Annotated in this window: 22 protein-coding genes; 18 read left to right on the top strand and 4 right to left on the bottom strand. The window is 64.1% G+C overall.

Annotation, left to right across the window (positions count from 1 at the left end; all coding sequences use genetic code 11):
• Nucleotides 1-52: 52 nt before the first annotated feature.
• Nucleotides 53-1,246: an alpha-D-ribose 1-methylphosphonate 5-triphosphate diphosphatase gene (locus tag AC3IR3_RS02630; protein WP_489195484.1), complete on the top strand. Its 1,194-nt coding sequence runs from the start codon at nucleotides 53-55 to the stop codon at nucleotides 1,244-1,246.
• Here AC3IR3_RS02630 and AC3IR3_RS02625 read toward each other — a convergent pair.
• The gene (locus AC3IR3_RS02625) at nucleotides 1,243-3,504 is read right to left on the bottom strand and encodes a TonB-dependent receptor (RefSeq protein ID WP_489195483.1); all 2,262 of its coding nucleotides are present in this window, start codon (nucleotides 3,502-3,504) and stop codon (nucleotides 1,243-1,245) included. The two genes, AC3IR3_RS02630 and AC3IR3_RS02625, sit on opposite strands and share 4 nt — an antisense overlap.
• 508 nt (nucleotides 3,505-4,012) lie before the next feature.
• Between AC3IR3_RS02625 and AC3IR3_RS02620 the strand changes: the two genes are divergently transcribed.
• The 6 genes from AC3IR3_RS02620 to accC all read left to right on the top strand — a co-directional run bounded on the left by AC3IR3_RS02620 (nucleotide 4,013) and on the right by accC (nucleotide 9,930).
• The gene (locus AC3IR3_RS02620; protein WP_489195482.1) at nucleotides 4,013-6,223 is read left to right on the top strand and encodes a protein-disulfide reductase DsbD family protein; all 2,211 of its coding nucleotides are present in this window, start codon (nucleotides 4,013-4,015) and stop codon (nucleotides 6,221-6,223) included.
• Between the two features lies 1 nt (nucleotide 6,224).
• Nucleotides 6,225-6,767, top strand: a complete 543-nt coding sequence (locus tag AC3IR3_RS02615; protein ID WP_489195481.1) for a TlpA family protein disulfide reductase — start codon at nucleotides 6,225-6,227, stop codon at nucleotides 6,765-6,767.
• An 81-nt stretch (nucleotides 6,768-6,848) separates the two neighbouring features.
• Nucleotides 6,849-7,388 (top strand): DUF1415 domain-containing protein, encoded by a 540-nt coding sequence (locus tag AC3IR3_RS02610; RefSeq protein ID WP_132142260.1) that lies wholly within the window; start codon nucleotides 6,849-6,851, stop codon nucleotides 7,386-7,388.
• 178 nt (nucleotides 7,389-7,566) lie between these two features.
• Nucleotides 7,567-8,019 carry a type II 3-dehydroquinate dehydratase gene (gene aroQ / locus AC3IR3_RS02605; RefSeq protein ID WP_489195480.1) on the top strand — a complete coding sequence of 151 codons (453 nt, stop codon included), beginning with the start codon at nucleotides 7,567-7,569 and terminating at the stop codon, nucleotides 8,017-8,019.
• Nucleotides 8,020-8,093: 74 nt separating this feature from the next.
• Nucleotides 8,094-8,549, top strand: coding sequence for an acetyl-CoA carboxylase biotin carboxyl carrier protein (gene accB / locus AC3IR3_RS02600; protein WP_489195479.1), 456 nt, complete (start codon nucleotides 8,094-8,096; stop codon nucleotides 8,547-8,549).
• A 10-nt stretch (nucleotides 8,550-8,559) separates the two neighbouring features.
• Nucleotides 8,560-9,930, top strand: a complete 1,371-nt coding sequence (gene accC / locus AC3IR3_RS02595; protein WP_132142263.1) for an acetyl-CoA carboxylase biotin carboxylase subunit — start codon at nucleotides 8,560-8,562, stop codon at nucleotides 9,928-9,930.
• Between the two features lie 60 nt (nucleotides 9,931-9,990).
• Here accC and prmA read toward each other — a convergent pair whose 3' ends face one another.
• Nucleotides 9,991-10,890: a 50S ribosomal protein L11 methyltransferase gene (gene prmA, locus AC3IR3_RS02590; RefSeq protein ID WP_489195478.1), complete on the bottom strand. Its 900-nt coding sequence runs from the start codon at nucleotides 10,888-10,890 to the stop codon at nucleotides 9,991-9,993.
• 116 nt (nucleotides 10,891-11,006) lie between these two features.
• Between prmA and AC3IR3_RS02585 the strand changes: the two genes are divergently transcribed.
• From AC3IR3_RS02585 to purH, 3 genes are all read left to right on the top strand, one after another.
• Nucleotides 11,007-11,822, top strand: coding sequence for a zinc-ribbon and DUF3426 domain-containing protein (locus AC3IR3_RS02585; protein ID WP_489195477.1), 816 nt, complete (start codon nucleotides 11,007-11,009; stop codon nucleotides 11,820-11,822).
• A gap of 171 nt (nucleotides 11,823-11,993) precedes the next feature.
• Complete coding sequence (locus AC3IR3_RS02580; protein WP_428993083.1) at nucleotides 11,994-12,275, top strand: helix-turn-helix domain-containing protein; 282 nt, start codon at nucleotides 11,994-11,996, stop codon at nucleotides 12,273-12,275.
• A gap of 69 nt (nucleotides 12,276-12,344) precedes the next feature.
• Complete coding sequence (gene purH / locus AC3IR3_RS02575) at nucleotides 12,345-13,934, top strand: bifunctional phosphoribosylaminoimidazolecarboxamide formyltransferase/IMP cyclohydrolase (RefSeq protein WP_489195476.1); 1,590 nt, start codon at nucleotides 12,345-12,347, stop codon at nucleotides 13,932-13,934.
• A 29-nt stretch (nucleotides 13,935-13,963) separates the two neighbouring features.
• Here the strand turns inward: purH and AC3IR3_RS02570 are convergent, their stop codons facing one another.
• A complete protein-coding gene (locus AC3IR3_RS02570) occupies nucleotides 13,964-14,965 on the bottom strand; it encodes a bile acid:sodium symporter family protein (protein WP_489195475.1) in 1,002 nt (333 codons plus the stop codon).
• 91 nt (nucleotides 14,966-15,056) lie between these two features.
• On the opposite strand from AC3IR3_RS02570, the gene AC3IR3_RS02565 reads away from it, so the two are divergent.
• Nucleotides 15,057-15,956: a LysR family transcriptional regulator gene (locus AC3IR3_RS02565; protein ID WP_489195474.1), complete on the top strand. Its 900-nt coding sequence runs from the start codon at nucleotides 15,057-15,059 to the stop codon at nucleotides 15,954-15,956.
• A 45-nt stretch (nucleotides 15,957-16,001) separates the two neighbouring features.
• Nucleotides 16,002-16,706 carry a glutathione S-transferase gene (locus tag AC3IR3_RS02560; RefSeq protein ID WP_489195473.1) on the top strand — a complete coding sequence of 235 codons (705 nt, stop codon included), beginning with the start codon at nucleotides 16,002-16,004 and terminating at the stop codon, nucleotides 16,704-16,706.
• Nucleotides 16,707-16,881: 175 nt separating this feature from the next.
• Here the strand turns inward: AC3IR3_RS02560 and AC3IR3_RS02555 are convergent, their stop codons facing one another.
• Nucleotides 16,882-17,421, bottom strand: a complete 540-nt coding sequence (locus AC3IR3_RS02555) for a DUF2782 domain-containing protein (protein WP_489195472.1) — start codon at nucleotides 17,419-17,421, stop codon at nucleotides 16,882-16,884.
• Nucleotides 17,422-17,651: 230 nt separating this feature from the next.
• Here AC3IR3_RS02555 and polA point away from each other — a divergent pair, with 230 nt between their 5' ends.
• The 6 genes from polA to AC3IR3_RS02525 all read left to right on the top strand — a co-directional run bounded on the left by polA (nucleotide 17,652) and on the right by AC3IR3_RS02525 (nucleotide 25,215).
• Nucleotides 17,652-20,387 (top strand): DNA polymerase I, encoded by a 2,736-nt coding sequence (polA, locus tag AC3IR3_RS02550; protein ID WP_489195471.1) that lies wholly within the window; start codon nucleotides 17,652-17,654, stop codon nucleotides 20,385-20,387.
• A gap of 801 nt (nucleotides 20,388-21,188) precedes the next feature.
• Nucleotides 21,189-21,407 (top strand): hypothetical protein, encoded by a 219-nt coding sequence (locus AC3IR3_RS02545; protein ID WP_489195470.1) that lies wholly within the window; start codon nucleotides 21,189-21,191, stop codon nucleotides 21,405-21,407.
• A 60-nt stretch (nucleotides 21,408-21,467) separates the two neighbouring features.
• Nucleotides 21,468-23,672 (top strand): DNA helicase II, encoded by a 2,205-nt coding sequence (uvrD, locus tag AC3IR3_RS02540; protein WP_489195469.1) that lies wholly within the window; start codon nucleotides 21,468-21,470, stop codon nucleotides 23,670-23,672.
• Nucleotides 23,673-23,685: 13 nt separating this feature from the next.
• Nucleotides 23,686-24,045, top strand: a complete 360-nt coding sequence (locus tag AC3IR3_RS02535; protein WP_489195468.1) for a hypothetical protein — start codon at nucleotides 23,686-23,688, stop codon at nucleotides 24,043-24,045.
• A gap of 154 nt (nucleotides 24,046-24,199) precedes the next feature.
• Nucleotides 24,200-24,598 carry a DUF4878 domain-containing protein gene (locus AC3IR3_RS02530; RefSeq protein WP_489195467.1) on the top strand — a complete coding sequence of 133 codons (399 nt, stop codon included), beginning with the start codon at nucleotides 24,200-24,202 and terminating at the stop codon, nucleotides 24,596-24,598.
• Nucleotides 24,598-25,215 (top strand): YiiX/YebB-like N1pC/P60 family cysteine hydrolase, encoded by a 618-nt coding sequence (locus AC3IR3_RS02525; RefSeq protein ID WP_489195466.1) that lies wholly within the window; start codon nucleotides 24,598-24,600, stop codon nucleotides 25,213-25,215. The genes AC3IR3_RS02530 and AC3IR3_RS02525 overlap by 1 nt, the downstream gene beginning before the upstream one ends.
• The last annotated feature ends 353 nt before the right edge of the window (nucleotides 25,216-25,568 follow it).

Here is a 25,568-nt window from a genome sequence, read left to right as displayed (position 1 = left end):
TGCATCTTGCTCGCGCAAACTTGCCCATGATCTCAGGCGTACGGATTCGAGTGTGCAACAGACAGCTTTCAGATCGGTGACAGATGCAAAGAAAGGCCCACCGCCGCCGCCGTGGTCGATCGTCGGCGCACGGGTCGTGCTTCGCGACGGCGTGATCGAGGGAGGCGTCGATGTCGAAGAGGGGCGTATCTCGCGCATCCATACCGGACGCCGGATGCATGAGGAAGCCATCGATTTCGACGGCGATTTTCTTCTGCCTGGCCTGATCGAACTGCATACCGACAATCTTGAGAAACATCTTATGCCGCGCGCGGGTGTGACCTGGCCCGCGCTGCCCGCCTTTCTCGCGCACGATGCGCAATTGCTGGCCGCTGGCATTACCACGGTACTCGACGCCATATCGCTCGGCGATCTGGAACAGGGCGGCGGCCGCTTCGATACCTTGCGGAACTCGCTCGATGCACTCGACGAGGCGCGGACGCATCGTCTGCTTCGTTGCGACCACTACCTGCATCTTCGCTGCGAACTCAGCTGGCCCGGTCTGCCCGGCTTGCTGGAACCGCTTATCGGGCGGCCCGACCTGCGCCTGCTTTCCCTCATGGATCACACGCCAGGCCAACGACAGTATCGGGACGTCGATCAGTACCGTACGTACTACAGCCGCAATGGCCTGCGCTGGAACGACGACGAATTCGGGCAACTGCTGGAGCAGCGTCGCGATCAACAACACAGGTATCGCGACCGGCAGCTCGCCGATGTCCTCCACCTGTTAAGCGGACACCCCGTCCCGCTGGCCAGTCACGACGATACCGAAACGGCACATGTCGACGATGCCGTTGCGGCGGGCGCCAGTCTTTGCGAATTTCCCACCACGCTCGAAGCAGCGCGTCGCGCCCGCGCCGCAGGGCTTGGCATCGTCGCCGGCGCCGGCAATCTCGTTCGGGGTGGCTCGCACGCGGGCAACGTCGCCGCTTTCGATCTTGCGCAGGCGCACTGCCTCGACATCCTTTCGTCCGATTACATGCCCGCGAGCCTGCTGCAAGGTGCGTTCATCCTGCATCGACAAGCCGGTTGGACATTGCCCGAAGCCATCGCCACGGTGAGCCAGACGCCTGCGGCCGCGCTCGGTTTCACCGACCGCGGCCGCATCGCGTCGAACACGCGAGCCGATCTGCTTCGCGTGCACATGCACGGCGATCAACCCATCGCACGTAGCGTCTGGGTCGAGGGCAGCCGGCATTTCTAGAACGTCATATCCACGCTCAGGAATCCCTGCCGGGGCGATCCGGTAAGCAGCGTCTGGAAAGTACCGTTGGGGTCGGAGGTCGTGAAGCCGTTGCTATCGATCGTCGCGATGTACTTCTTGTCGAGCAGATTGCTGACCGTCAGCGACACTTTCAGCGACTTCGCGAAACCGAGGTTCTTGCGCTCCCACGACAGACCGGCGTCCATCAGCCAGAAACCGGGCACGCGCTGGTCGTTGACGTATGTGTAGTAACGCGCACCCGTATACTTCGCACCGAGCCGCGCACGAAACTCCCCGAACGTATACGACACGTCGCTGGCGAACATCGTCTTCGGCGAATCGACGACCGTCTTGCCGCGCGTGGGAATGAGAGCGCCGGCATCGAGATAATTGTCGCGGTACTTCGCATCGTTGTACGTCGCCGAGTTGAACCAGCGGAACGCGTCCGTCGGCTGCCAGACATAGGTAAATTCCGCACCCTTTGCGTTGACCCGGCCGACATTGGCGATCTGGTTCGGGCAACTCACCACGCCGGCGCAGGGGACGATCACGAGGAGCCGGTTCTTGAAATCGATGTTGTACAACGCAAGCGACGACTGCACCGTGCGATCGATGTAGCGCAGGCCGATCTCGCTATTGCTCGACCGCTCCGGACGAAGGCTTCCCGCAAGGGCGTCGAACGTTTGCTGCGTCGACGACCATGCGCCCGCCGCGCCCGGCTGGAATGCGTTCTGGTTCATGGTGAACGACGCGAACGATTCGAAACCATTGCCAAAACGATAGTTGGCACCGATCTGCGGAAGGAAATCGCTCTGCGCACTCAGCGTGCCGCTTGCGCGCCCGGGCAGCAGCGCCACGGCACTGGTCGTCACGTCATGGCCCTTGAATCCCGCATCGATATGCAGCGCATCGTCCATCAGCGACCAGGTGTCCTGCAGATACCATTGCCGGGTCAGTGTCGTGAAGCGCTGGCGGAAGAGCGTGTTGTAGTACGTGTCGTAGATCGTGTCCTGACTGATCGGTCCCGGTGCGGGAATGGGCTGGAAGCTGCGGGCGATCGTGTACTTGCTGTCTTCGAACCAGAAACCGCCTTCAAGGCGATGGTCGCCGAGATCGAGGGCAAGCGAGCTGGTAAGACCCCCGCGATTCATCAGGTAATGCGAAAGACGCAGCGCGATCGGCTCGTCGCCGGGTGCGGGTGTGTAAGGAAGGTCGCTTGCCGGCGCGAACCAGTGCCCCTGCCCCAGGTCGTGGTGATAGTACGGCTGGACCGTCAAGGTGAGGCGGTCGTTGAGGAAGAACTCACCCTTTACGGACGCCAGTTCGTCGTGGCGAATGCCGTTGCCTGCGTAGTACGTGTCGTCCGCCGATGTCACGCAACCGCTGTACTTGCCATGGGCGATGTCGACCGCGCGTTGCCAGTCCGGGGCGAGATAGTCGAAGTTGTAACCGCAGCGCTTCAACGAGTCCTTGGACAGATCGAGATACGGTTGCTCGACCCGGCGACTCACATCGACGAGCGCGGTGATGCGTCCGCCCGTCCAGTTGTAAAGCGCCTTCGCATTGATCTGGCGCTGGCGCTGACTGTCCTCGCCCTTCCACTTGGGCGCATCGACGTACATGCCCGAAAGATAGCCGCTGAAGCCTCCGATATCGCCGGTGTCGGCGCGAATGAAACCTCGCTTGAATCCGTAGGAGCCGCCGGTGGCGTTGACCCGCACGCCGGGCGTCATGGCCGGATCGTCCGTATGCAACTGCACCGTGCCGCCCAGATTGCTGGTCGATGCGGTACCCAGCCCGCCACTTCCCTGCGACAGTTCGAGGTCGCCCAGATTTTCGCTGATCCACGCACGGGTCACGCTGAGACCGTCGCCGGAGTGGTAGTCGGTATTGCCCAGCGGAATGCCGTCGAGCGTGTAGCCCAGCTGGGTGTGATTGAAGCCGCGCAGGCTGATGCGGGACGACCATTCGTCCGTGCCGAACGGATCGTTCGATACGAAGTTCACGCCGGGGAGCGTCTGCAGCATCTGAATCGGGCTGGTACCCGGCGTCGCGTTGTCGATTTGCTGCTTATCCAGCTGCTGGACCTGTCGCGTGGCGCTCTGGCCCACGACCGAGACGGTTTCCAGCGTTTTCGCGGCGCGGGTCGACGCCGCGGGGGACGACGTGTCGCCCTCGACGACGCCATCGGTGGCGAGTACCGGTGCGGCAAGAGCCGCCAGCAGCGCGAGACTGAGCGAAGTGCGGAGCATATTCATCGGTATGTCTTTGTGTGGGTGGGAGGTTGACGACCGGCACGGACAACGGGCGCAAAGCAGCCGTCATTACGCGCGAGGGTCGTTACACCCCGGTTTTGGCCACATGTCTTCCGTCGGGCACGGCGTGGACAGCGCGTCGGAGCTGTCTAGACAGCGCCCCCGCTTTGATGCCGGGCCTATAGATGCCCGGAATACGGTGCCTCTTGAAGCGGGGATGGTTGAAGCGGGGGTGGGGGATGGGAAGTGGGGGCGCGCTTCCGGCGATCGCCTGAGGGAACGGCAAACGCCACGCAGAGATAGCTTCCGCCGGGCGATACCCGCCCCCTCAGGCGTTCGCCGGATCGACGCCCCCACTTCCCATCCCCCACCCCCGCTTCAACCATCCCCCGCTCCAGTACGACTGGGTGCGGGCGTCCACGGGGCGGTGAAAGCGAAAGTCCACCGCACCGGTCATAATCACCGATGCACTTCGCGCGACCCAGAATCGCGCACCGACCGTGGAGCCGTGATGTCGCAATTTTTTCGCCTGGCCAGAAAGCTGGCCGCACTGTCGCTGATCGCGCTCGCCTTCCCGGCGCTCGCGCAGAACGACGACGACCTGCTGCCCGTCACCCAGGCCTTCCACCTCACGCCGGACGCCAGCCAGCCCGGCGTGGTGAAACTGCACTGGAAGATCGCCCCCGACTATTACCTCTATCGCGGGCGGATCAGGATCAAGGCGGAAGAAGCCGGCGCGGCAACGCTGGGTGAGCCGGCGCTGCCCGACGGAATCAAAAAACACGACGAATACCTCGGCGACGTGGAGATCTATCACGGCGACGTCGAAGCCACGGTGCCGTACACGCTGACCGATCCGGCCGCGAAGACCCTGAAACTGTCCGTGCAGTATCAGGGCTGCCATGAAGTCGATCCGAAGATCTGCTATCCGCCCAACACCGAACATCTGAGCCTGACGCTCGGCGCTGCCCCCGCGACACCTGCGGCGCCGTCCGCACCGGCCGCCAGCCCTTCGGGCGCATCGCTCCTGGGCACGCCCGCGGCGCTGCCGGGTACCGACGCACAGGCATTGCCAGCCGATCGGGCCTTCCGCTTCGAAGCGATCGCGAAAGGCCGCAGCGGTCTTCTGCTTCGCTGGACGATGCCGAAGGACTATTACCTTTATCGCGACAAGACCACGCTTACCGTATCCGGTGCATCGGGCGTTTCGCTCGGCGAACCGGACTGGCCGAGCGGCGTTGCCCATCACGACGAACATTTCGGCGACACGATCGTGTACTTCGATCAGGTCGAATTGCCGGTCCCGCTGATCGGCGCCGGCAACGCGAAAACGTTCACGCTGGACGTGGGTTACCAGGGCTGCCTGGAGAACGGCATCTGCTATCCGGTGATGACCCGGCAGGTGACGTTCGATCTGGATGCTGGCACGGCAAGCATCGTCACTCCCGCGGCAGCGTCCGCCGCCACCGACGACGTCGCGCCCACGCCGCCGCCTCCGGGCGCTGCCGCGGAAGGCAGCGTCGGTATCGCCGCTGCACTGGGCCTCGCCCTGCTGGGTGGCCTCATCCTCAACCTGATGCCCTGCGTCCTGCCCGTGCTGTCGCTGAAGGCGATCACGGTCCTCGAAAGCGGAGAAAGTCCGGTCGAGGCGCGTCGCCACGCCTTGTATTACACGGCGGGCGTACTGGTTTCGTTCGCCGCCGTCGGCCTTGCCGTGGTCGGTATCCGGGCCGCGGGCCATGCCGCTAACTGGGGCGCCCAGTTCCAGCAGCCCGTACTGGTCGCGGTGCTCGTCTATGTCATGCTGGCCGTCGGGCTGTCGCTGTCCGGCGTGGTTAACTTCGGCTCGTCGCTCGGCAATGTCGGCAGCGGCCTTGCGTCGCGCTCGGGACGATCGGGCGATTTCTTCACCGGCGTCCTCGCGGTCGTCGTCGCCAGTCCCTGCACGGCACCCTTCATGGGCTCGGCGATTGCCTACGCCTTCGCGGCACCGATGGCGGTCGCCTTGCTCATCTTCCTCGTACTGGGCCTCGGGCTCGCCCTGCCATTCCTCGTCATCGGCTTCGTTCCCGCCGTGGCCCGCCTGCTGCCGCGTCCGGGCCGCTGGATGGAAACACTGAAGCAGGCGCTCGCTTTCCCGATGTACCTCACCGCCGTGTGGTTGCTGTGGGTGCTGGCCAAGCAGCGTGGCGCCGATGCCGTCGGCCTGGTTCTTGTCGGTGCGGTGATGCTGTCCGCGGCGCTGTGGTGGTTCGAACGCAGCCGTGGCCGTGCCACGTGGTCGCGCGTGTTCGTCGCGCTTCTCGCGCTGGGCGTCGCCAGCCAGCTGTATTACCTGTACCGCCTGCCGGCCGCTCCGATGGCGGCCATCGCAGGCGACGAAGTGCCGTATTCGCCAGAGAAGCTCGCCGAACTGCGCAAGAGCGGCGTCCCCGTTCTTGTCGACATGACGGCCGACTGGTGCATCACCTGCAAAGCCAACGAAAAGGCGGTGCTCGATACCGATGCCTTCCGTGCGCTGCTGAAACGTACGGGCACGGTGTACATGAAGGGCGACTGGACCGACGTCAATGCGCCCATCGCCGCCTTCCTCGAGCAGTATCACTCCGTCGGTGTGCCGCTCTACGTCGTCTATCCGAAGGGCGGTGGCGAAGGGCGCAAGCTTTCTACCGTACTGACTTACGACAAGGTCGAAACGGCACTCGAAGCGGCGGCACACTGACGTGGCACGCGGACCCACGTTCTGGATCGTGTCGCTGTCTGTCGTGGCAGCCGTCGCGGGTTTCTATATCGAACACCGGCGCACAGCACCTCCCCCGCCGCCTGCCGGTGTGATCGTGGCCGGCATCGGCGACATGCGACCCGATGCCTCCTACGTCGATGTCGACGGCCATTCGCATCGTCTGGCCGACTGGAAAGGGAAGCGCGTCCTGCTGAACTTCTGGGCGAGCTGGTGCGCACCGTGCCGGAAGGAAATGCCGCTGCTGAACGCGGCGCAGAAAAAATATGCGGGGCAGAACCTCGTGGTCGTCGGCGTCGCCGAGGACACCGCGGACGATGTGCGCACCTACCTTGCCCAACGCCCGGTCGACTACCCGATCGTGCTGGCGGCAAGCGATGCACCCGGTGCGTCGCTTTCGATGGGCAATACCCGGCGGCTGCTGCCGTACAGCGTGCTGATCGGGCCAGACGGACGCATTCTGAAGAGCAAGCTCGGGGCGCTCGGCGAAGACGAGCTGGACGATTGGCTGGGATCCGACCCCTAGCGAGCGCTCGCTTGTGTGTGGAGCCCGCTTGCGGGCTCCTGCCTACAATAAGCTGCCTCCTTCGACGCTTCCGGATATCCCATGACCAACGACACCGTCATCGCCGCCACCCGCCAATGGCTGGAACGTGCCGTGATCGGCCTGAACCTGTGCCCGTTCGCCAAGGCCGTGCACCAGAAGGGACAGGTCCGCTATGTCGTCAGCCAGGCAACCACGCCCGAGGCGCTGCTTGAAGATCTGCAGGCCGAACTGGAATACCTGCGCGATGCCGAGCCGAACGAGACCGATACGACCCTGCTCATCCATCCGCACGTACTGACGGACTTCCTCGATTACAACGAATTCCTCGAAGTCGCGGATGCCGCCGTGACGGATCTCGATCTGGAGGGCGAAATCCAGGTCGCCAGCTTCCACCCCGATTACCAGTTCGCCGACACCCTGCCCGACGACATCACCAACTTCAGCAATCGCTCGCCCTATCCGACCCTGCACCTCCTGCGCGAAGACAGCATCGACCGGGCGGTAGCCGCCTTCCCCGATGCGGCGTCGATCTTCGAGAAGAACATGGACACGCTGATAAAGCTGGGGAAGCCGGGCTGGGATGAGCTGATGTCGCGCTAAGACGCCTCCGCGCCGCTTTGTGTGCAGGAGGTCGAGGGGTCTGCTTACCATACGCCGCCGTCTGGAATTCGCCCATCTCCAGCGAACTGCGGCGAACTGCGCCGAACTGGACAACGGGATGGGCTAGGCGCACACTGCGCCGCGTTCCGGGTAACCCGGACCCTGGCCTGAGGTAACCGTGGCAAAGATCCTCGTCCTTCATGGACCGAACCTCAATCTTCTGGGCGTCCGCGAGCCGGACGTTTATGGTCGCGAGACCCTGTCCGACATCAATGCGTCGCTGTCCGCGCGCGCCCAGGCAGCCGGTCACGACCTCAGCTGGTTCCAGTCCAACGCCGAACACGAACTGATCGCCCGCATCCACCAGGCGCGGGACGAAGGGACGGCGATCGTCCTGATCAACCCCGCCGCCTTCACCCACACCAGCGTCGCCATCCGCGACGCGCTGGCCGGCGTGGCGATCCCGTTCATCGAGATCCACCTGTCCAATCCGCATGCACGCGAACCCTTCCGTCATAAGTCCTACCTGTCGGACATCGCGATCGGCGTGATTTCCGGCTTCGGTGGCGACAGCTACCGGCTGGCGCTCGAAGCCGCACTGTCGCGCCTGGCCGCACCGGCGACCGCCTGACTCCGCTTCATCAAGACACCCCTACCCTCGGCGCGCCACCGCGCGCCTGACCACAGCCATAGAAGGTTTGTCCCATGGACCTGCGCAAGATCAAGAAGCTGATCGACCTGCTCGAGGAATCGAATCTCGCCGAGCTCGAAATCAAGGAAGGCGAGGAAGTCGTTCGCCTGTCCCGCGTGCCCAAAGGCACCGCCGCCGTCGCGGCACCTCAGATGATCGCGGCACCCGTGGCCGCGCCCGTTGCCGCCCCGGTGGCCGCCGCGCCCGTTGCCGAAGTCGCCAACGCGCTGCCGGCCGGTCATGTCGTGAAGGCGCCGATGGTCGGCACGTTCTACGCGTCGTCCACGCCGGGCGCTCCGGCGTTCGCCGTCGTTGGCAAGCAGGTTCAGGCCGGCGAAACGATTGGCATCATCGAAGCGATGAAAATGTTCAACCAGATCGAAGCCGATGTCTCCGGCACCGTCGTTGCCGTCCTCGTCGAGAACGGTCAGCCGGTGGAATTCGACGAACCCATGTTCGTAATCGCCTGAGGCCGTGCCCATGCTCGAGAAGGTCGTCATCGCCAACCGCGGCGAAATCGCGCTGCGGGTCCTGCGCGCCTGCGCCGCGCTGGGCATCAAGACGGTCGCGGTGCACTCCACGGTAGACCGCAACCTCAAACACGTCGGCCTCGCCGATGAATCGGTATGCATCGGCCCGGGCCCCTCGGCCGAGAGCTACCTCAACATTCCCGCGATCATCGCGGCGGCGGAGATCACCGACGCCGGCGCCATCCACCCGGGATACGGCTTCCTGTCCGAGAACGCCAACTTCGCCGAACAGGTGGAGCAGTCCGGCTTCATCTTCATCGGCCCGACCGCCGACGTCATTCGCCTGATGGGCGATAAGGTCGAGGCGATCAAGGCAATGAAAGCGGCGGGCGTCCCCTGCGTCCCCGGTTCCGGCGGTCCGCTGGGCGACAATACGGATGAAAACATCCGTATCGCCCGTGAGATCGGCTATCCCGTCATCATCAAGGCCGCGGGCGGCGGCGGCGGTCGCGGCATGCGCGTCGTCCGCACCGAGGCCCACCTCGCCAATGCCATCACCATGACCAAGCAGGAAGCCAAGGCGGCTTTCAGCAACGATCAGGTGTACATGGAGAAGTTCCTGGAAAATCCGCGTCACGTGGAAATCCAGGTGCTGGCCGACGGTCAGGGCAACGCGATCCATCTGGGCGAACGCGACTGCTCCATGCAGCGCCGCCACCAGAAAGTCGTCGAGGAAGCGCCGGCACCGGGCATCACACCCGAGCAGCGCGCCCAGATCGGCAAGGTCTGCGTCGACGCATGCCTGCGCATCGGCTATCGAGGCGCCGGCACATTCGAGTTCCTGTACGAGAACGGGCATTTCTACTTCATCGAAATGAACACGCGCATCCAGGTCGAACATCCCGTGACCGAACTGGTCACCGGTATCGATCTCGTTCGCGAGCAGTTGCTGATCGCCGGTGGCGAGAAGCTCTCGATCCGCCAGGAGGACATCGTCCTCAACGGTCATGCGATCGAGTGCCGCATCAACGCCGAAGACCCCGATACGTTCATGCCGAGCCCCGGCACGGTGAAGCGTTTCGAGGCACCGGGCGGTCCGGGCGTGCGCGTCGACACGCATCTGTACGATGGCTATCGCATTCCACCGAACTACGATTCGATGATCGGCAAGCTGATCGTGCACGGTCCCGACCGCGCCACCGCCATCGCGCGCATGCGCATGGCGCTGACCGAGACGGTAATCGAAGGCGTGAAGTGCAATATCCCGCTACAGCAGCGGATCATGGCCGATGTCGGCTTCCAGCTGGGTGGACAGAACATCCACTATCTGGAGAAGCGCATGGCCGAGCAGAAGGAACAGGCGGCGCTGGGCGGTAGCTAAGACAGACCCCTGGCTTTCCGTGGGAGCGCGCCTGCGCGCTCCCACGGAAAGCAAAAATCGTTACAGACGCACGCCGCTGATTCTCACCCAGTCTTCCAGCGTCGCGACTTCCAGGTCGCCGAACCATTCGGCATAACGCGTCAGCAATTCCTCGTGCTGGCCCATCAGAATGCCCGACAGCGCGAACGGCGCGCCCGGCTTCACCGCCGCGGCGAAGGTTGGTGCCAGCTCGCCCAGCGGACCGGCAAGAATATTGGCGACCAGCACGTCGGCCAGATCCTTCGGCGCCTCGCCCGGCATATAGACGTCCAGATGCCCCTCGACGCCATTGCGCCCGGCATTGTCGCGCGAGGCGATCACCGCCTGCGGATCGTTGTCGATGCCGACGGCGTGCGCGGCACCCAGTTTCAGCGCGGCTATGGCGAGAATGCCCGAGCCACAGCCGAAGTCGAGTACCGTCTTGTCCACCAGATCCTGACCGTCCAGCCATTGCAGGCACATATCCGTCGTCGGATGCGTCCCCGTGCCGAATGCCAGGCCGGGATCCAGACGCACCACGACGGCTTCGGCATCGTCCGCCGGCGGATCGATATTCGACGGATAGACCCAGAGCCGGCGACCGAACGACATCGGCTTGAAGCGATCCATCCAGACACGCTCCCAGTCCTGGTCCTCGACATCGCGGTATTCCAGTTGCGCGGGTTCGATCCAGGGCAGCAGGTCCGCCAACGCTTCGGTAAGACCGCGGCGATCCGTATCCGCCTCGAACAGCGCATTCAGCACAATCGTGTTCCACAGCGGAAGCTCGCCGACGCCGGGCTCGAAAATCGCCTCCTCGTCCGGCGTCTCCGCGTTGGCATCCTGCAATGTGACGGACAGCGCACCGAGGTCTTCGAGTGCGGATTCGACGCGCGGCTGCTCCGCGAGGCGGACGGTTAGGGAAAGTTCGAGCCAGGGCATGACGTGTCCGTTGCGTGGGGGCCGGTCGCTGAGCGGGCCGGCCGATCCGGAGATTCTACCGACCCTGTCCGCACGGCGCAGCCGGACATCCCGTCACCTCGGGCTACAATCGGGGCATGTACACCCAGTGTCCCGAGTGTCTCACCGTATACAAGCTGGACGCGGCGCTTCTCGTGCCCGCGTGCGGATGCGTCCGTTGCAGCCATTGCGATGGCGTTTTCAACGCGCTTGGCACGCTGGCAGAGCAGCTCCCGCCCGAACCGTTCACCCATCTCCCGGTGCACGATCTCGACAAGGACCCACCGCTGCTGGACATCGCCGTCTTCCGGCCAAAGGCTGCGCCTGCCCCCGAGGAGCAGCCCGCTGCGGAAAACGGAATCGACGCAAGGGAAGATGAAACATCCAGCGAGGACTTCTCGCACCTGATATTCACTCCGCGTTTCGCCAAACGCCGCCGACGCTCATGGCATGCCATCGCCTGGGTCATGGTATGCATCGTCCTGCTCGTCGGTCTCGGCGGCCAGCTTGCCTGGGCCAAGCGCGACACACTGATCGCCGACCCCACATTCGGGCCGTGGCTGCAATGGAGCTGCGACATGCTGGGCTGCGAGCTGCCGCTGGTCAGCGACACGCACCGCCTGCGATTGCTGGCGCGCGACGTGGAAGCGCATCCTTCGGTGCCCGACGGCCTGCTGATCACGGCCAGCGTGCGAAACGATGCCGCTTTCGCGCAACCCTATCCCACCGTAACGATCACACTCGCCGACGTCGACGGCAAACGGTTGGCGATGCGTCGCTTCCAGCCTGGAGACTACGTGGGCGATCCAGCGGCGCGTGCGCGCGGGCTGGCTGCCGGCGTGACCTCGGCGATGGTGTTCGAAGTGCAAGACCCGGGCCAGAAGGCGGTCGCTTTCGAGTTCGCTTTTGAATGAAGCTGCAATTTTTTTATTTCGCAAGCCTTAAATTCGACGACGGGGACGGGTACACTCGATCCCTTCGCGAGCCGAAAGACCGACGCGCCAGCGTCCGTGCCGCATCGCCGCGACCATACCGATAACCAGCCCCGGAGCGCCCGTCGCTTCGTTGTGACGAGGGGGATTGCCTTGAACGCTGTCAGACTGCCTGCCAACGAGGCCGCGAACGAGACCTCGATGCAAAGTGCACTCAGCGAATGTGTCAGCCGTACGGTCCGTCGTTACCTGGCCGACATTGGCGATACCGAATGCTCCGAAGGTCTGCATGCCCTGGTCATCCGCGAAGTGGAAGGTCCGCTGCTGCGTGAAGTACTCGCGTTCCACGAAGGCAACCAGAGCCGCGCCGCCGCGGCACTGGGCATCAATCGCGCCACGTTGCGCAAGAAGCTCGCGGCCCACGGCCTGGTCTGAGCATCGTCCAGCGCCCGGCTCAGCCGTCCGGGCGGCTATAATGGCAAGCTTTCCTCCCCGGAAGCCGCCATGCCCTCGCCCGATCTCGTCCCCGTCCGCCGCGCGCTCGTCAGCGTTTCCGATAAGCAAGGCCTGATCGAACTGGGTCGTCGCCTTGCCGCCCGTGGCATCGACATCCTCTCGACCGGCGGTTCCGCGCGCGCCCTGCGCGATGCTGGCGTGATCGTTCGCGATGTCGGCGACCTTACCGGCTTCCCCGAGATCATGGACGGCCGCGTCAAGACGCTACATCCGCTGGTGCACGGCGGTCTTCTCGGACGTCGCGGTATCGACGACGCCGTCATGGCCGAGCACGGCATCCAGCCCATCGACCTGCTGATCCTGAATCTCTATCCGTTCGAGCGCACCGTCGCCGACGGCAAAGCCTCGCTCGACGACGCCATCGAGAACATCGACATCGGCGGTCCGGCGATGCTGCGCGCCGCCGCCAAGAACTGGAACGACGTCGGCGTACTGACCGACCCGGCCCAGTACGATGCCGCGCTTGGCGAAATCGAAACGAAGGGCGGACTGTCGCGCGCCACGCGCTTCCGGCTTTCCGTCGCCGCGTTCAACCGCGTATCGAACTACGATGCGGCGATCAGCGACTATCTGTCGGGCCTCACGCTCAATGAGACGCATACGGAAGTCGCCAGCCACGCGACCTTCCCCGAGCAAAGCAACGGCCGCTTCGTGAAGATGATGGATCTGCGCTACGGCGAAAACCCGCATCAGGCCGGCGCGTTCTACCGCGACCTGTATCCGGCGCCCGGTACGCTGGCCACGTTCCGCCAGCTGCAGGGCAAAGAGCTGTCATACAACAACATCGCCGATGCCGACGCGGCATGGGAATGCGTGCGCCAGTTCGACGTGCCCGCGTGCGTCATCGTCAAGCACGCCAATCCCTGCGGTGTCGCCATCGCCGCCGATCCGCTGGCGGCTTATGAGCTCGCGTACGCGACGGACCCGACGTCCGCATTCGGCGGCATCATCGCGTTTAATCGTCCGCTCGACGCCGATACCGCCAAGGTCATCCTGAAGCGCCAGTTCGTCGAAGTGCTGATCGCGCCCAGTGTCGAGGCAGGCGCGGTCGAAGCCGCCGCCGCGAAGGCGAATGTCCGCGTTCTCGAAATTCCGCCGGGCGACGGTCGCAACTCGAACGACGTTAAGCGTGTCGGCTCGGGCCTGCTGATCCAGACCGCCGACGATCGCGAAGTCACGCGCGACGAACTGAAGGTCGTCAGCAAGCGCCAGCCTACGGCGACCGAACTCGACGACCTGCTGTTTGCCTGGCGCGTCGCGAAAATGGTCAAATCCAACGCCATCGTCTATGCAAAGGACGGTCGCACCGTCGGTATCGGTGCCGGGCAGATGAGCCGCGTGGTAAGCGCGAAAATCGCCGGCCTGAAAGCCGAAGAAGCCGGGCTGGTCGTCCCGGGCAGCGCCATGGCCTCGGATGCATTCTTCCCGTTCCGCGACGGCATCGATGCCGCTGCGGCCGCGGGCATCCGCGCTGTCATTCAACCGGGCGGCTCGATGCGCGACAACGAAGTCATCGCCGCCGCCGACGAGAACGACATGGCCATGGTGTTCACAGGCATCCGTCACTTCCGCCACTGATGTTGTTGTAGGAGCCCGCTTGCGGGCTCCTACACGTCGTGCTGGAGTACCGGTTTTACATGCTTCTCATAGCGCATCGCATACCGCCGCGCCAACACCGCGCAGGTCATTAGCTGGATCTGGTGGAACAGCATGATCGGAAGCACGATCGTGCCGAGCGGATGCCCCGCGAACAGCACGTTCGCCATCGGCACGCCGGCGGCAAGACTCTTTTTCGAACCGCAGAAGACGATCGTGATCTCGTCTTCCTTCGCGAAACCCAGCGCGCGCGCGCCGTACCGGGTGATCGCCAGCGCGACCGCTAGCAGGACGATATTCACCACCGCCAGTCCGGCCAGCACCGGCAACGGCATCTGGTGCCAAAGGCCCTGCAAAACCGCGGCACTGAAGGCGGTGTAGACGACCAGCAGGATCGATCCGCGATCGACGGTATTCACCAGGTCGCGATGACGCGCCACCCACGCACCGATCCAGCGCTGCGCCACCTGCCCGGCGACGAATGGCAGCAGCAACTGCATGACGATCTTGCCGACGGATTCCCATGACATCGGCGCACCGGCGCCGTGACTGCTGATGACCAGACCGACGAGCAACGGCGTGATGAAGATGCCGAGCAGGCTCGACGCCGATGCCGAACAGATCGCCGCGGGTACGTTGCCGCGCGCAATGGACGTGAACGCGATCGACGACTGCACCGTGGACGGCAGCGTGCACAGGAACAGCACGCCGAGGTAAAGCTCCGGCGTCACCAGCGGCGAGAGAATCGGTTTCAACGCCAGACCCAGCAACGGAAACAGGGCAAAGGTACTGGCCAGCACCGTGACATGCAGCCGCCAGTTCGTCATGCCGGCGACTACCGCCTCGCGAGACAGCTTTGCGCCATGCAGGAAGAACAGCAGCCCGATAGCCACGTCGGTCGCGACGCCGAAGACCTGTGCCACGACACCCCGGCAGGGGAGGATACTGGCAAGCAGCACCGTCGCGATCAGCGCGCAGGTGAAACCATCGGGCAGGAAGCGGCGAAGAGACATGGCGGCGTGGCCGGAAGGGAAGACCCCTATTGCAACGCGGAACCGTTGATAAGACAAATCGCTTTATCTGATCCGGTGATACATTTATCGAATGAACGTGACTCTCCGCCAGCTTCGTGCATTCCTTGCTGTGGCGCGATACCGGCATTTCCGGCGTGCGGCCGAGGCCGTTCATCTCACCCAGCCCGCCATCAGCCGGCATATCGCGGATCTGGAAGCGGAACTCGACGTCCGGCTGTTCGATCGCACGACACGCGAGGTGGTCCCCACCGAAACGGGTCGCTATCTCGAACACGCGCTTAGCCGCACGCTGGACGACCTGGATGCCGTACTTGCCCATGCCCGGCAGCAGGGCGATCCGCTGCGGGGTCGCGTACGCATTGCTGCCGTGCCCACGCTGTCGGCCAGCATCATGCCGCGCTGCATCGCCCGTTGCGCAGCGGAACACACCGAGATCGACATCTTGTTACGCGATCAGAGCCAGACCCAGGTCCTCGACGCGATCCGCGGCGGCGAGGTCGACTTCGGACTGGCGATCGAGCCGTCGACGAGCGAGGAATTCGATACGCAGACCATCCTGCGCGATCCGTTCTGGCTGGTATGTCCCGCCAGCCACGCATTCGCCGCTCGCGCCAGCGTGTCCTGGAAGATGCTGCGGGGGCAGCCGCTGGTGTTGCTCGATCATGCGTCCGGCAGCCGGCGACTGATCGACCACGCACTCGCCGAAAAAGAGATCGACGCGAATGTCGCCATCGAAGTCGGCCACGCGCAGACCGCCTTTCGCATGGTGGCCGCCGGGCTCGGCGTCACCGTCACGCCGGGACTCTCGCTGGATGCGCTGACCGACGACCTGGTCGCAAGGCGTATCACGCCCGTCGTTTCGCGCGAAGTCACCCTGGTCCGTCGTCGACATCGCTCGCTGAGCCCTTCGGCCGATACGGTGTGGCGCATGCTCGCGGATGTCGCACAGAACATCGTCACGCGGGATTGAAAGCCTGTCCTCCAGGATCGGCGAATCATCCGCCCGGAGTACTCCATGAGTTACGAGCTCTACTACTGGACCGGCCTGCAGGGTCGCGGGGAATTCGTCAGGCTGTGCCTGGAGGACGCGGGCGCGCCGTATATCGATGTCGCTCGCGAGAAAGGCGACGACGCGATGATGTCCTGGCTCAACGGCGACCATGAAGGCGCTCTGCCCTTTGCGCCGCCGTTCCTGACGTCGGGACGGCTCGTCATCGCCCAGGTGGCGAATATCCTGCAGTACCTGGGACCGCGTCACGAGCTGGTGCCCGCCAGCGAATCGAAGCGGCTCTACGCGCACCAGCTCGAACTGACAATCACCGATCTGGTCGCCGAAGTGCACGACACGCACCATCCCGTCGCGACCGGTCTGTACTACGAGGATCAGAAAGCCGAAGCAAAACGGCGGGCGAAGGATTTTCGCGAGAACCGCATCCCGAAGTTCCTCGGATACTTCGAAACGGCCGTCGAACGCGGCGGCGGCAACTATCCGCTGCGCGAGCATTCGTACGTCGACCTGTCGCTGTTCCAGATACTCGCCGGGCTGGACTATGCGTTCCCGAAAGCGATGAAGAAACTCAGCCCGGAAATCCCGCTGCTGCGGGGATTGGCGAAGCGCGTGGCAGCGAGGCCGAACGTGGCGGCATACCTGGCGTCGGAACGCCGCGTGCCGTTCAACGAAACAGGCATCTTCCGGCACTACCCCGAGCTGGACGGCTGACGACGCTGTCGCTGCACCCGCTCCGTTTCTCTGTGGGAGCGCGCCTGCGCGCGACTCCTGCAGAGCAAAACACCAAAGGCTCGCCCCGGAACATCGTCACGAAGCACGTCCGCATCACGCTCCGCAGGAATCGCGCAGGCGCGCTCCCACAGAGAGCCAGAGCAGTAGATCGAAACTACTGCCCCGCCGGCTTCGGCGCCGCGCCCCACTCGTAAACCTTGTAATAAACAGGACTCACCGGGCCGTCTTTCGGGTCGTGGTACAGCTTGCCGCTCTGGTCGGCCATATAGGTCTGCGGCACGCCGTTCTTCGGCGTAACGACCACCATGAACAGCTTACCGCCCGTACGATATTCCTCAACGCGATCTTCGCCCTGCTGGCGAACGGTGACCTGCGGCGGCGGCTGGCCGCGGCGATCATTGCTGCCACCGTTGTCGCGCATTTCGGGCAGCGCGGTCGACGACCGGGGGGCCGGCTGCGCGTCGGTAGTGGCGGGCGTCGTCTGACCCGCTTCGGCGCTGTCATAGGGCACGGGACGCGGGATTTCCGCGGCGCCGGACCGGTCCTTCTCGCCTGCTTTCACACCCGGGTCGTTCAGTGTCGGCGGCGGCAGACCGGGCGTGTACTCGGGCTTCTTCGTGGAATCCTGCGCCGCGGCGGGCAAGGTGGCGGCGATGGCAAGCGCGGCGGCGAGAACGGGGGCGATGCGTTTCATGGGGATCTCCGTGCAGGTGCTGAGCATAGCAAGAGCGGGGATGGGATTGAGAGCGGGGATGGGGGATGGGAAGTGGGGGCGCAATTCCGGCGAGCGCCTAAGGGAACGACAAGCGATACGCGGACGTTGCATCCGCCGGGCAATACCCGCCCCCTCAATCGCTCGCCGGAAACGCGCCCCCACTTCCCACCCCCCATCCCCGCTCTCAATCCCATGCGACAATCTCCCTCATGCCAACGCTTACCCTGATCGACGGATCCTCGTATCTGTATCGCGCGTTCCACGCGCTGCCGCCGCTGACGAACCCGGAAGGCGAGCCGACCGGCGCGCTGTTCGGCATCGTCAATATGTTGCGCACCACGATGAAGGCCGGTTCGGACTACGTCGCGTTCGTCTGCGATGCGCCGGGACGGACGTTCCGCGACGATCTTTACCCCGAATACAAGGCCAACCGACCGTCGATGCCCGACGATCTGCGCGCGCAGATCGAACCGATGATGAAGATCGTCGGCGCGCTCGGCTTTCCGATTCTGTGCGTCCCGGGCGTCGAAGCGGACGACGTCATCGGCACGCTGGCCGTGCAGGCCGCCGCGAAAGGTATCGACGTGATCATTTCCACGGGCGACAAAGATTTCGCGCAGTTGGTCAACCGGCACATCGTTCTTATCAACACGATGACCAACACCACGATGGACATCGACGGCGTGGTCTCGAAATTCGGCGTGCGCCCGGAGCAGATCGTCGATTTCCTGAGCCTGATGGGCGACAGCGTCGACAACGTTCCCGGCGTTGAGAAATGCGGCCCGAAGACGGCGGCGAAATGGCTTGCCGAATACCCGGACCTGGACCAGTTGATCGTCCATGCCGACAAGATCGGCGGCAAGATCGGCGAAAACCTGCGTGCGGCCATTCCGCGCCTGCCGCTATCGCGCGAGCTGGTCACGATTCGCACCAATGTCCCGCTCGATCGGGGACCGACCGACCTGACGATGCGCGATCGCGATGTCGATACATTGCGCGAGCTTTACGCGCGCTACGGTTTCAAGGCCGCACTGAACGACCTGGACAGCGCCCCCACGACCACGGCGACGGCGCCCTCACCCTCTGTTGCGGCGGCAGCGGCCAGACCGGCCGCGCCAGCCGAAGGATCGCTCGCCGGTGAGGGCGAGTATGAGCTGGTCATGACAATGGACCGCTTCGCCGCATGGCTCGAAAAACTGGAAACCGCGGACCTGATAGCGTTCGACACCGAAACGACCAGCATCGATGCGATGCAGGCGGAAATTGTCGGGCTTTCGCTCAGCGTCGAGGTAGGCAAGGCGGCATACATACCGCTCCGGCACGACTATCCGGGCGCGCCGAAGCAGCTCGATCGCGACGAAGTACTCGCGATGCTGAAGCCCATTTTCGAAGATCCGGAGCGTCCCAAAGTCGGCCAGCACGGCAAGTACGACATCAATATCCTGTCGCACTACGATATCGCGGTGCGCGGGCTGCGCCACGACTCCATGCTCGAATCCTACGTATACAACGCGACCGCGACGCGCCACGACATGGATTCGCTGGCGGCCCGCTATCTCGGCTACACCACGATCAAGTACGAACAGGTCGCCGGCAAGGGCGCAAAGCAGATTCCGTTTTCGCAGGTCGACTGCGACACCGCATGCCGCTACGCCGCCGAAGATGCCGACATCACCCTGCGCCTGCACCATGCGCTATGGCCGAAGCTGCAGGCCGAGCCGAAACTTCGCTCGGTATACGAAGACATCGAGATTCCACTCGTTCCGGTGCTCGCCGCCATGGAACGTCGCGGCGTGCTCATCGATGCGGACGAACTGCGCAAGCAGAGCCAGCATCTCGGCAAGCGCATGGTCGAACTCCAGCAGAAGGCATATGCCAGCGCCGGGCATCCGTTCAACCTCGATTCGCCCAAGCAATTGCAGGCCGTGCTGTTCGACGAACTGAAACTGCCGGTAAAGGTGAAAACGCCGACCGGCCAGCCGTCGACCAACGAAGAAGCGATGGAAGCCATCGCGGATGCGCACGAACTGCCGCGCATCCTGCTTGAGTATCGCGGTCTGGCAAAGCTACGCTCGACGTATACCGACAAGCTCGCCGGTATCGTGAATCCGCGTACGGGTCGTGTGCATACCAGCTACCACCAGGGCGCAGTGGCGACCGGCCGCATCAGTTCGTCCGACCCGAACCTGCAGAACATTCCGGTACGTACCGAAGAAGGTCGCCGCATCCGCCAGGCGTTCGTCGCACCCGAGGGCTGGGTGGTGATGGCCGCCGACTATTCGCAGATCGAACTACGCATCATGGCGCACCTCTCCGGCGACGAAGGGTTGATGCGCGCCTTCCGCGAGGGTGGCGACGTGCATCGCGCCACGGCGGCGGAAGTGTTCGGCGTCGCACCCGAAGACGTCAGCACCGACCAGCGGCGCGCGGCCAAGGCGATCAACTTCGGCCTGATGTACGGCATGAGCGCCTTCGGTCTCGCACGTCAGCTGGGCGTCGACCGCGGCGAAGCCTCCGATTACATGGGCCGCTACTTTTCCCGTTACCCGGGCGTACGCGCCTTTATGGACGCTACCCGCGACCAGGCCCATCGCGACGGCTATGTGGAAACCCTGTTCGGTCGACGGCTCTATCTCGAAAACCTGACGTCGCGAAACCAGGCACACCGGGCCGGTGCCGAGCGCGCCGCCGTCAATGCGCCCATGCAAGGCACCGCCGCCGACATCATCAAGCGGGCGATGATCGCCGTCGCTTCATGGATCGAACCCCGCGACGACGTCCGCATGCTGATGCAGGTGCACGATGAACTCGTCTTCGAGGTGCGTGCCGACGCCGTAGAGGAAGTACGTGCAGGCGTCCGGGAACGCATGTCGGGCGCCGCGGAACTTCACGTTCCGCTGGTGGTGGACATCGGCGTGGGCAAGAACTGGGACGAAGCTCACTGACGGCCGGGGTCCAGACGTAAAGATTTCGTTGCGCCCGGAGGCTGCCGCTATGCGGTTTCGGTATCCGGGCCGCCTATCTGCTTGATTGTTCAGCCCATGAATGCCGGCTGACTTTTTTTGTGGGCGACTGTGCAACTTTTGACCACCCTCGCTCTCTAATCCCTCGGATGTCGCAACGACGTCCCATCGGTTGGCTTCACCTCCCTGAAGCCGCCTCAGGACGACGAACCTCACCCCTGGGTTTCGTCGCCCGCGGCCCCGAAGGCTCCCCTGGCTTTCGGGGCTTTTTTTTGGTTTTTTCGCGCACTGCGAGACGATCCCGTGCGGCTCGTCGCTCTTTGTCGAGGACAGCTGCTGGGCGGCTCGCGTCTTCGTCGGCTCACGTTCGTGCGTCGTGGAAGCCGCGACCGGGTTGGCCCTTGGGGCCTTCGGCGCCGTCCCTGCGGGAGCGGGCCGTAGTGCCACTTCGCTACGTCAGTGGGTGATCGCGGCCCTCGGCTAAGGCGGCCCCAAGGGCCAACCCGGCCACGGCACCGTCGACTGCGGTTTGCTGAGGACAGAGCGCGAGCCGAGCACGTGAGGGAGCGGGACCGGACGCGGTCACCACCGGTCCTGCGTCACGCGCGGCTTGAGGTGGCCGACGGCTCTCCGCGAAGCGTCCGAGCGCGACGGCGAAAGCGATGGCAAAGCCGAGCCTTCCCCGAAAAGTCGTGAAGAACTTTTTGCACGGCGCCGCATTCCCACAAAGGCTTCACCTATGTGACGCCATGCTCCCCGGCGGCAAATCGTCAAGGAGCCCTCATGCGCATCGGACTCATCGTTATCGGTCTCATCATCCTCGCCGCCGGCATCTGGGTTGTTGTCGGCAATGGCAGCTACAGCGCCACGGATACCCTGGCCCAGATCGGCTCGGCGAAGATCACCGCCACGCACGACAAAGCCATACCGCAATGGGTCGGGATCGCGGGCATCGTCATCGGCGGCATCGTCGCCGTCGGCGGCTTCGTCCGCAAGAACTAAGCGCTCCGACGCCGGCTTCCGTACGAAGCCGGCGTCGATGCCTCCGGTACAATCCCGGAGATGGATGTTTCCTATCTGCTCGACTCTCTCAACGATGCCCAGCGCGAAGCCGTCAGCGCGCCGCCGGGGCATTACCTCGTGCTCGCGGGTGCCGGCTCAGGCAAAACACGCGTCCTCACCAATCGCATCGGCTGGCTGACCCAGGTCGAACGTGCGCCGCCGTGGTCCATCCTTGCGGTGACCTTCACCAACAAGGCAGCCGGCGAAATGCGCGCGCGCGTGGACGGACTGATTCCCGGCGGCACGCAAGGCCTGACCGTGGGCACCTTCCACGGCATCGCCCACCGACTTCTGCGCAGGCACTGGCGCGAGGCCGGCCTGGTCGAAGGTTTCCAGATCCTCGACTCCGACGACCAGCAACGGCTTATCAAACGCGTAATCGCCGGCATGGGCCTGGACGAAGCCCGCTTTCCTCCGCGCCAGGCCAGTTGGCAGATCAACAACTGGAAAGACGAAGGGAGGCGCCCGGACGCGATCGAACATCGCGACCACCCGGTCACGCGCACCTTCGTCGAAATCTACAAGGCCTACGAAGAAGCCTGCCGTCGCGCCGGCCTGGTCGATTTCGCGGAACTGCTGCTGCGCGCGCACGAACTCTGGCTGAAAGACCCCCAGGTACTCGCCCACTATCGCGAGCGCTGGCGCTACCTGCTGATCGACGAATTCCAGGACACCAACACGCTTCAGTACGCATGGATTCGCGTACTGGCCGGCAGCACCGGCCAGGTCTTCGTGGTCGGCGACGACGATCAGGCGATCTACGGCTGGCGCGGCGCGAAGGTCGAGAACGTGCAGCAGTTCCTGCTCGATTTCCCCGGCGCGAAAACCATCCGTCTGGAGCAGAACTACCGTTCGACGTCCACGATCCTGAAAGCCGCCAACCACGTCATCGCGCGCAACGGCGGCCGTCTGGGCAAGCAGCTGTGGACCGACGGCGAGGAAGGCGATCGCATCGCCCTGTACGCCGCGTACAACGAACAGGACGAAGCGCGCTTCGTCATCGAACGCATCCGCGAACACATCGCGGAGCACGGACACGCGCGCGACTGCGCCATCCTGTATCGCTCGAACGCGCAGTCGCGCAACTTCGAAGAACAGCTGATCCAGCGCGACCTGCCCTATCGCGTCTACGGCGGGCAGCGCTTCTTCGACCGCGCCGAAATCAAGGACGCGCTGGCCTATCTGCGGCTGGCGGCCAACCGTCACGACGACGCGGCGTACGAGCGCGCGGTCAATACGCCGCCACGCGGCATCGGCGATCGCACGCTCGACGAACTGCGTCGCCGTGCGCGCACCGACAATACGTCCATGTGGGAAGCCTCGCTGGCGGAAATCGGGTTCGGCGCGCTGGCCGGCCGTGCGAAGAACGCGATCAAGGCATTCGTCGCGCTGATCGACGATCTGGCACGTACGTTTGCCGGCCGCGCCAGAGGCGACGAGGAAACGCCGACGGCACTCAATCTGGCCGAGCAGATCGAGCACGCCATCGTGCACACGGGCCTACGAGATTTCTACGAGAACGACCGCCGCGGTAATGGCGAGGCCCGCGTCGAAAACCTGGATGAACTGGTCAACGTCGCCAGCCGCTTCGAGATGACCCCGGACGACATCGACGCCGGCCTGACCGAACTGCCCGCTTTCCTCTCGCACGCCGCGCTGGAGTCCGGCGAGGGACAAGGCGAGGCATGGGACGACTGCGTGCAGCTGATGACGCTGCATTCGGCGAAAGGCCTGGAATTTCCCATCGTCTTCCTCGTCGGCATGGAAGAGGGCCTGTTCCCGAGCCAGCGTTCGACGGAGGAAGACAACCGGCTGGAAGAAGAACGCCGGCTCGCCTACGTAGGCATCACGCGTGCGCGCCAGCGCCTGTTCCTGACCCATGCGGAATCCCGCCGCATGCACGGCACCGAAATGCTGGCCCGCCCGTCGCGCTTCCTCGGCGAAATTCCACCGGAGCTGATCGACGAACTGCGTCCGCGCGTACAGGTCAGCCGTCCCGCTTATGGCGGTCGATTCGCGGAAGTCGCGCCTATCGACGAAGCGTTGCCGGTAAAACTCGGTCAGCGCGTCAGCCATCCGAAGTTCGGGGAAGGTACGGTCGTCAGCGCGGAAGGCAGCGGCACGCACATGCGCATCCAGGTGAACTTCGAAGACGCGGGCAGCAAGTGGCTCGTCTACGCTTACGCGAATCTCACGGTGATTTAGAGAGAGAACCCCTATGGCCCAGAGCATTCGCAAGGACGAGCGCAGCGCCAACGAACGAAGAAACCTCGACGAAGATCTCTGCGTGCATATCTTCACGGCCTCCGCCGGCATGGTCGGCGTATGCCTGACGGTGATCGGCATCATCCGGGTCGTGATCAGCCTGCGGGGCACCGACACCATCGCCGACGACCTTCTTGCGGCGGACGCCATGCTCTACCTGACGTCCTGCTTTCTTTCCTACTGGTCGCTGCGGACCAAGCGGATTGCGCGCTCGCATAGGATAGAGCGCGCTGCGGACGCTATTTTTCTCGTCGCTCTGCTGGTAACCGTCGTGGCCGCCGCTGTCATTACCTGGGCCGTCTCCGTCGGGTAAACTCCGCCGGCGCAAGGCCCATGGGGTCAGGGGGAACGCGACCGACAACGCAACTCGTGCCCCCCTTCCGCCGAAGAGTGTCCCAATCAGATGCTACGACACCGGTCAGTTCAGGCCGGTGGCCAGGAAAGAACACATACAAGGAGCGATGTACATGAAGTACCTGAAAGTTTCCGTCACCGCATGCCTGCTTTCGATCGCGTTGCTGCTCGCGGCATGCGGCGCCGGTACGCCGGAGCGCGCCGCGAAGGATTTCTACGGTTATATCGCCGATGGAAAGACCGACAAAGCCATCGACATGTTTTCCTATAGCGACGTGAAAGATACCGAGATGAGTGCCGCTCGCGGCAAGGTCACGATGATCGTCGGCGAAATGCAGGCACGTATCGCCGGCGCGAAGGGACTGAAATCCGTCGACGTCGACAACGTCGAGAACCCGACCGACACCACCGCGAACGTCGCGGTAACGCTCAAACTCGGCGACGGCACCCAGAAGAAAGACACGCTGCACCTCGTTCGCGAAGACGGCAGCTGGAAGGTCAAGCTGCGCTGATGCGTACGCGCCACGTCGTCCGCGCCGCGGCCATCATCGCCGTGGTGGCATCGATGACGTGGCGGTATCTCGTGCCGGTCCATGCGACCGGCATGATTGCCCTGCCCGACGACGTTGCAAGTCATCTCGAGGTGGGCGACCTCGTCTTCCGTCAGGGCAGCGAGCCCGTCAGCGACGCTGTGCGCGCTATCGATACGGGCGAATACAGCCACGTGGGCATGCTGGTCGGTTCCGCCGGCCACTGGCGAGTCGTTCATGCCGTGCCCGCCGAGCGAACGGACCGCAATGACGGAGTCGTTGAGGATTCCCTGGACGAATTCCGGTCGCGCCAGCATGCGCGTCGCATCGTCATTGCGAGGATCGTGGCAACGCCGACGCAGCGTGAGGCCGCCGCGGCATGGACCGAGACCCGTCTGGGCACGCCCTTCCGCATAGCCGGTGGAGGCACGTACTGCACGCAGCTGGTCTGGCAGGCCTATCGCGAGAACGGCGTGGATCTGGACGTGCGGTTCCAGCACCTGAATCTTCCGCTGCTCGAACCCGGCGACTATCTGTTGCCCTCGGCACTGCTGGCGTCACCGCGTGTCAGTCGCGTTTACGAATCGCCTGAAGGTTAGAAGCGCCACAACACGGGGACGTTACGAAAGAGGTCCACGTCCATGTGGGGGGCTTCATTGCGGCGCAAGCGCTGCTCCTTGAAGGACTCCATTGTTGTCGGATCGCACCGTGCGGAGAAGGCGAAAATTCTCAAAAATCTGCGTGAATTAATTTGGGCTGGATTGCGTAGGGAGCCACGTCTTCGCTTCGTTGGTTTTCGCGCAAGCGCACTCCCCCGGAGGGCACGGCGCAGCCTGCTTGAATTTAACCTGGGCTGGATGGGTCAGGGAGCTGCATCTTCGCTCCGTAGGTTTCGCGCGCAGGCGCGCTCCCACAGAGAGCACCTGCGCAACCAGCTTTGGTTAAATCTGGG

This window comes from Luteibacter sp. GL_149, from assembly GCF_057834065.1.
This window is presented reverse-complemented; position numbering and strand designations above follow the sequence as displayed.